Source organism: Amycolatopsis sp. NPDC059021, from assembly GCF_042739895.1.
Taxonomy (GTDB): Bacteria; Actinomycetota; Actinomycetes; order Mycobacteriales; family Pseudonocardiaceae; genus Amycolatopsis.
Map to the genome: position 1 here is coordinate 12,236 of NZ_JBHYIQ010000150.1, position 6,308 is coordinate 18,543.

General features: G+C 72.1%; 5 protein-coding genes. 1 reads left to right on the top strand and 4 read right to left on the bottom strand.

The features are described 5' to 3' along the window. Nucleotides 1-126: 126 nt before the first annotated feature. From infB to rimP, 4 genes are all read right to left on the bottom strand, one after another. The gene (gene infB, locus ACFWX1_RS45085) at nucleotides 127-3,090 is read right to left on the bottom strand and encodes a translation initiation factor IF-2 (RefSeq protein WP_378396085.1); all 2,964 of its coding nucleotides are present in this window, start codon (nucleotides 3,088-3,090) and stop codon (nucleotides 127-129) included. 169 nt (nucleotides 3,091-3,259) lie between these two features. Next, the gene (locus ACFWX1_RS45090; protein ID WP_378396086.1) at nucleotides 3,260-3,499 is read right to left on the bottom strand and encodes a YlxR family protein; all 240 of its coding nucleotides are present in this window, start codon (nucleotides 3,497-3,499) and stop codon (nucleotides 3,260-3,262) included. A 77-nt stretch (nucleotides 3,500-3,576) separates the two neighbouring features. Beyond that, nucleotides 3,577-4,620, bottom strand: a complete 1,044-nt coding sequence (gene nusA, locus ACFWX1_RS45095; RefSeq protein WP_378396087.1) for a transcription termination factor NusA — start codon at nucleotides 4,618-4,620, stop codon at nucleotides 3,577-3,579. Beyond that, a complete protein-coding gene (gene rimP, locus ACFWX1_RS45100; RefSeq protein ID WP_378396088.1) occupies nucleotides 4,617-5,174 on the bottom strand; it encodes a ribosome maturation factor RimP in 558 nt (185 codons plus the stop codon). Before rimP ends, nusA begins: the two co-directional genes overlap by 4 nt. A gap of 135 nt (nucleotides 5,175-5,309) precedes the next feature. On the opposite strand from rimP, the gene ACFWX1_RS45105 reads away from it, so the two are divergent. After that, on the top strand, nucleotides 5,310-6,242 hold the full coding sequence (locus ACFWX1_RS45105; RefSeq protein ID WP_378396089.1) for a ferritin-like domain-containing protein: 933 nt from the start codon (nucleotides 5,310-5,312) through the stop codon (nucleotides 6,240-6,242). Nucleotides 6,243-6,308 lie beyond the last annotated feature (66 nt).

A 6,308-nucleotide genomic window follows, 5' to 3' on the forward strand; every position in this document is an offset into this window, starting at 1 on the left:
AGCGTACCTTCGCCGTAGTCTTCACCTATGTACTATCGACAGGGGGTGTTATGTTAGTTTTTTTTGCGTGGGCGCGCCCGTCGGGTGTGCGAGGAAGTCCTCGCACACCTCGGGGTTCACGCACTACTACGCACGCGGCTTTTCCCGCTGCTCGTAGGTTTCGATCTGGTCGTCGACCTTGATGTCGCTGTACGAGCCCAGCGTCAGACCGCACTCGTACCCGTCACGAACCTCGACCACGTCGTCCTTGAACCGCCGCAGCGAGCTGACCGGCAGGTTCTCCGCCACGACGGTGCCGTCGCGGAGCAGACGTGCCTTGGCGTTGCGCCGGATCTCGCCCGAGGTGACCAGGCAACCGGCGATGGTGCCGAACTTCGAGGACTTGAAGACCTCGCGGACCTCCGCCCTGCCGAGTTCGACCTCCTCGTACTCCGGCTTGAGCATGCCCTTCAGGGCCTGCTCGATCTCGTCGATCGCCTGGTAGATGACCGTGTAGTAGCGGACGTCGACACCCTCGCGGGCGGCCCGCTCGGTCGCCTTGCCCTGCGCGCGGACGTTGAACCCGAGGACGATCGCGTCGGACGCGGTCGCCAGGTCGATGTCCGACTCGGTCACGCCACCGACACCGCGGTGCACCACGTTCAGCTCGACGTCGTCGCCGACGTCCAGCTGGAGCAGCGAGGCTTCCAGCGCCTCGACCGTACCCGAGTTGTCACCCTTGATGATCAGGTTGAGGCTGTTCGTCTCCTTCAAGGCGGAGTCGAGGTCCTCGAGGCTGACCCGCTTGCGGCGCGACGCGTTGAGCGCGTTCCGCGTCCGGGCCGACCGCCGCTCGGCGATCTGCCGGGCGACCCTGTCCTCGTCGACCACCAGGAAGGTGTCGCCCGCGCCGGGCACCGAGGTGAACCCGATGACCTGGACCGGACGCGAGGGCAGTGCCTCGGTGACGTCCACGTTGTGCTCGTCGACCATCCGGCGCACGCGGCCGTAGGCGTCGCCCGCCACGACCGAGTCACCGACGCGCAGCGTGCCGCGCTGGACCAGGACGGTGGCCACCGGACCGCGGCCGCGGTCGAGGTGCGCCTCGATCGCGACACCCTGGGCCTCCATGTTCGGGTTGGCCCTCAGGTCCAGAGCGGCGTCCGCGGTCAGCAGGATCGCTTCGAGCAGACCGTCGATGTTGATGTTCTGCCGCGCGGAGATCTCGACGAACATCGTGTCGCCGCCGTACTCCTCGGCGATCAGGCCGTACTCGGTGAGCTGCTGCCGGATCTTGTCCGGGTTCGCGCCCTCCTTGTCGATCTTGTTGATCGCCACCACGATCGGGGCCTTCGCGGCCTGGGCGTGGTTGATCGCCTCCACCGTCTGCGGCATGACACCGTCGTCGGCCGCCACCACGATCACCGCGATGTCGGTCGAGTTCGCACCACGGGCACGCATGGCGGTGAACGCCTCGTGACCCGGGGTGTCGATGAAGGTGATCAGGCGCGGAGTGCCCTCGAGCTCGGTCTCGATCTGGTAGGCGCCGATGTGCTGGGTGATGCCACCGGCTTCACTCTCGCGCACCTTCGTCTTCCGGATCGTGTCCAGCAGGCGGGTCTTACCGTGGTCGACGTGACCCATGATGGTCACGACCGGCGGCCGGACCTGCAGGTCCTCCTCGCCACCCTCGTCCTCGCCGTAGGTGATGTCGAAGGTCTCCAGCAGCTCGCGGTCCTCCTCCTCGGGGGACACGACCTGGACGACGTAGTTCATCTCGCCGCCGAGCAGCTCGAGGATGTCGTCCGACACCGACTGCGTCGCGGTGACCATCTCGCCGAGGTGGAACAGCACCTGGACAAGGGAGGCCGGGTTCGCGTCGATCTTCTCCGCGAAATCGGTCAGCGAGGCACCGCGCGGCAGCCGGATCGTCTCGCCCTGGCCCTTGGGCAGGCGGACGCCGCCGACGCTGGGCGCCTGCATGTTGTCCATGTACTCCTGGCGCTTCTGCCGCTTCGACTTGCGGCCCTTGCGCGAGGGACCACCCGGGCGCCCGAAGGCACCCGCGGTGCCGCCACGGCCGCCGGGGCCACCACGGCCACCGCCGCCGCCACGGAAACCGCCGCCACCGGCCGGGGCACCGCCACCGGGGCCACCGCCACCGGGACGGAAACCGCCACCGCCGCCACCGCCGCCGGGGCCGCCGCGGAAGCCACCGCCGCCGCCACCACCGGGACCGCCGCGGAAACCGCCGCCGCCACCGGGACGACCGCCGCCACCGGGGCCGCCACGAGCGCCGCCACCGGGACCACCACGGCCGCCACCGGGACCACCGGCCGGACGGGCCGGGCGGCCCGGCATCATGCCGGGGTTCGGGCGCGGGGGCATGTTGCCGGGGCTCGGCCGGTTGCCGCCGCCGGAGCCACCACCGGGACGCGGTGCGGGCCGGTCGCCACCGGAACGCTCCGAACCGCCGCCGGGACGGGGCGCGCGGTCAGGACCCGAACCCGGCCGCGGGGCGGGCGGGCGCGGGGCCGGCGCACCGGAGCCGACGCCGAACGGGTTGTTGCCGACCCGCGGCGCGCGCGGACCGGGCTTGGGACCGCCGGGCTTGGGGCCCTGCGGCTTGGGCGGGACGACCGTGCCGGAGGACTGCTGTCCGGACGGCGCGGGGGTGTCCTGCTTGGGCGCTGCGGCGGGCTCGGCCTTCGCGGCCGGGACCTCCTGCTGCGGTTGCTGCTGGGGCGCCGGGCGCGGACCGGGCCGCGGGCCGGGACGGGCACCGCCCGGCTTCGGCGCGGACGGCGCGGGGGCCTGCTGCTGCTTGGCCGCCGGTGCCTGCGGAGCGGGCGCGGCGGGCTTCGGCGACGCGGGTGCCGCGCCGTTGGCCGCGGGCGGCGCGGGACGCGCCGGCGGGCCGGGGGTCGGCGCGGGCTTCTTGGCCGCGCTCTTCGGGGAGTACGCGTCGCGCAGCCGGCGGGCGACCGGCGCCTCGACCGTGGAGGACGCGGACTTCACGAACTCGCCCTGCTCCTTGAGCTTGGCGAGAACTTCCTTGCTGGTGATGCCGAGCTCCTTAGCGAGCTCATGTACACGGGCCTTGCCTGGCACAGCTCTCCTCATCTAGGGGAGGCCAGGCGGCGGACCCGCTGACCTCGTCCTTATCGTCGCGCGTTCATGGCTTCAGCTTCACGGCTGACTCATGACGGGTCGACCTGCTTCCTTCATTCCGTGCGGACCCGGGGATGTCCCGGCTCCGTTTCTCGCTCGGCGCGCCGCGCTAAGTGCCCGTGAGGTACTCGCGGACCGCTTGGGCGTCGAGCGCCCCAGGATCGCGTAACGCCCTGGGGAAGGCTCGCCGCCGTTCGGCCTTGGCCAGGCAGTCCGGCCCGGGATGCAACCACGCTCCCCGGCCCGGCAGCCGCCGACGTTCGTCGACGACCAGCCGCCCGTCCTGCACGACCACTCGGAACAGCTCACCGATCAAGGCCCGCTGCCGGCAGCCCACACAAGTGCGCACCGGAGAATCCCGGTGCGCTCGGTGCTCGGGTGCCCGCCGCGGACTTCGAACCACTCCTGAGTCTAGCGCTTCGACCTTCACTCAGCCGAACCGGTTGTCGCGGCGGGCCGCGGATCTTCGGAGTGGCCTTGATCACCCGCCTCGGCGGGGGCCGCGTCGCTGCGGATATCGATGCGCCAGCCGGTCAGCCGGGCGGCGAGGCGGGCGTTCTGCCCCTCCTTGCCGATGGCCAGCGACAGCTGGAAATCGGGCACCACGACGCGGGCGGCCTTCGCCCGCTCGTCCACGACCTTCACCGACACAACCTTCGCCGGGGACAGGGCATTCCCGACGAAGGTGGCGGGATCGTCCGAGTAGTCGATGATGTCGATCTTCTCGCCTGCCAGCTCGCTCATCACGTTGCGCACGCGCGCGCCGACGGGCCCGATGCAGGCGCCCTTGGCGTTGACGCCCGCCACGGTGGACTTGACCGCGATCTTCGTCCGGTGTCCCGGCTCGCGTGCCACTGCGGCGATCTCGACGGTGCCGTCGGCGATCTCCGGGACCTCCAGCGCGAACAGCTTGCGCACCAGGTTCGGATGCGAGCGGGACAGGGTGATCTGCGGGCCGCGGTTGCTGCGGGAGACGACGAGGACGTACGCCTTGATGCGGCTGCCGTGCTCGTAGGGCTCGCCCGGCACCTGTTCACCCGAAGGCAGGACGCCCTCGGTGTCCCCCACCTGGACGACGACCATGCCGCGCGCGTTGGCGCGGGCGTCGCGCTGCACGACCCCGGCGACGATCTCGCCCTCCTTGGCGGAGAACTCGCCGAAGGTCTTCTCGTGCTCGGCGTCGCGCAGGCGCTGCAGGATGACCTGGCGCGCGGTGGTCGCGGCGATCCGGCCGAAGCCCTCGGGCGTGTCGTCCCACTCCTCGTCGACCTGGCCGTCGGGAGTGAGGGTGTGCGCGAGGACGCGGACCAGGCCGGTCTTGCGGTCGATGTCGATCCGCGCGTGCGGCTGGTGGCCCTCGGTGTGCTTGTACGCGGTCAGCAGCGCGGTCTCGATGGCCTCGATGACCGTCTCGAAGGGGATGTCCTTGTCCCGCTCGATGGCGCGCAGGGCGGCGATGTCGACGTTCATTTCTGCCCCTCCTCAGGTGCGGTCGGGGCGGGTTCGCCGCCGGTGGCACGGATCATGCCGGACGCGTCCTCCTCCAACGTTTTCAGTTCTTCGGCCGGTGGTTGCTTGAATTCGATCTCGACGACGGCCTTGGCCACCGAGGCGTAGCCGACGTCGGTGAGCTCGCCGCCGATCAGCATCCGGGCGGACTTCTCGCCCGCGTGGCCGACCCGGCCGACGAACGCGTCGCCCTCGCGCGGCGTGACGCGCACCAGGCGGAACCGGGCGCGGCGCCAGTGGCGCGGCAGGGTCAGCGGCCGGTCGAGGCCCGGCGAGGTGACCTCGAGGGTGTAGGCACTGGCCAGTACGTGATCGTTGTCGTCGAGTGCGGCCGACACGGCACGGCTGACCTCGGCGACCTCGTCCAGCCCGACGCCGTCGTCGGAGTCGACGACGACCTTGACCAGCCGGCGGCGGCCGGCCTGCTGCACCTCGAGGGCGTCGAGGTCGAAACCCGCGGTGCTGACGGCTTCGGCCACTATCGGCTCCAGCCGGCTGGCGAGTTCGTTGGGCACGTGGAGCACTCCTGTTCGGCTGGGTGAGCGGGCGGGCTGGTCACGACTGCGGTCGTAGTGGACCAGCTTATCTGGTGGGGCCGCCGTCACGCGCGAGCGGCGGTGCCGTGGGCGGACCTGGCAGGATGGGCCCACGTGACCGCAAGATCGATCGAGTTCAGCCGACGTGCCGCCCTGCGAGCGGGGGCGCTGGCCGCACTGGCCGTGCCGCTGGCCGCCTGCTCCGGGGGCAACGACGAGAGCCCCGATCCGCTGGCCCCGCTGCTCGCCGCCGCCGAGGCGGACGCCGCGGCCGCCCGTGCGCTCGGCACGGACGCCGTCGCCGCTCAGGTCGCCGAAGCCCGCGCCGCGCACGCCGCGGCGCTCAAGTCCGAAGTGGACCGGTTGAACCGGCCGAAGGCGGCCGCTCCGTCCGCCACACCGGTCCCGCCGAGCGGCGTCGACGGCTTCCGCGACCGGCTGGCGGAGGCGCGCAAGCAGGCCGCGGACCTCGTCGGCGGGCTGCCGAGATACCGGGCGGGCCTGGTCGCTTCGGTCGCGGCGGGCTGCGCGGCGCTCCAGCGGGTCGCCCCGCCGCTGGGCCCAGGGGACGACGCCCCGGATCCGGTCGCGCCTGCCGGCGCGCTCCCGCCGGAGGCGATCGACCCGCTCCAGAAGGCGCTCGCCGCCGAGCACGCGGCGGTCTGGGTGTACGGGCTGGTCAGCGCCTTCCTCCCGGCCGCGTTCGGCGACGCGGAGAAGAGCGGGATGGCCGAGCACGCCGAGCGGCGCGACCTGTGCCGGAAGCTGATCTCCGCCGCCGGCACGTCCCCGGTGGCTCCGGAAGCCGCCTACGTACCGCCGAAGCCGGTTACCGACAGCGGCTCCGCGGCCGCGGTCATCGCCACGGCCGAGTCGGACACCGCGGCGGCCTGGCTGAACGTCCTGACCCGCACCGACGACGCCGCGCTGCGCGGAATGGCGCTGGCCGCGATGGTCGCCGCCTCACGCCGGGGCACGCCGTGGCGGGCCGAAGCGGGCGAGAAGCCCACCGCCATCGCCATGCCGGGCCAGGCCCAGTCACGCTGAGGCTGCTGTAATGCCGTTAAGGCCACCTTGCGGGCGTCTGACGCCCGCAAGGTGGCCTTAACGGCA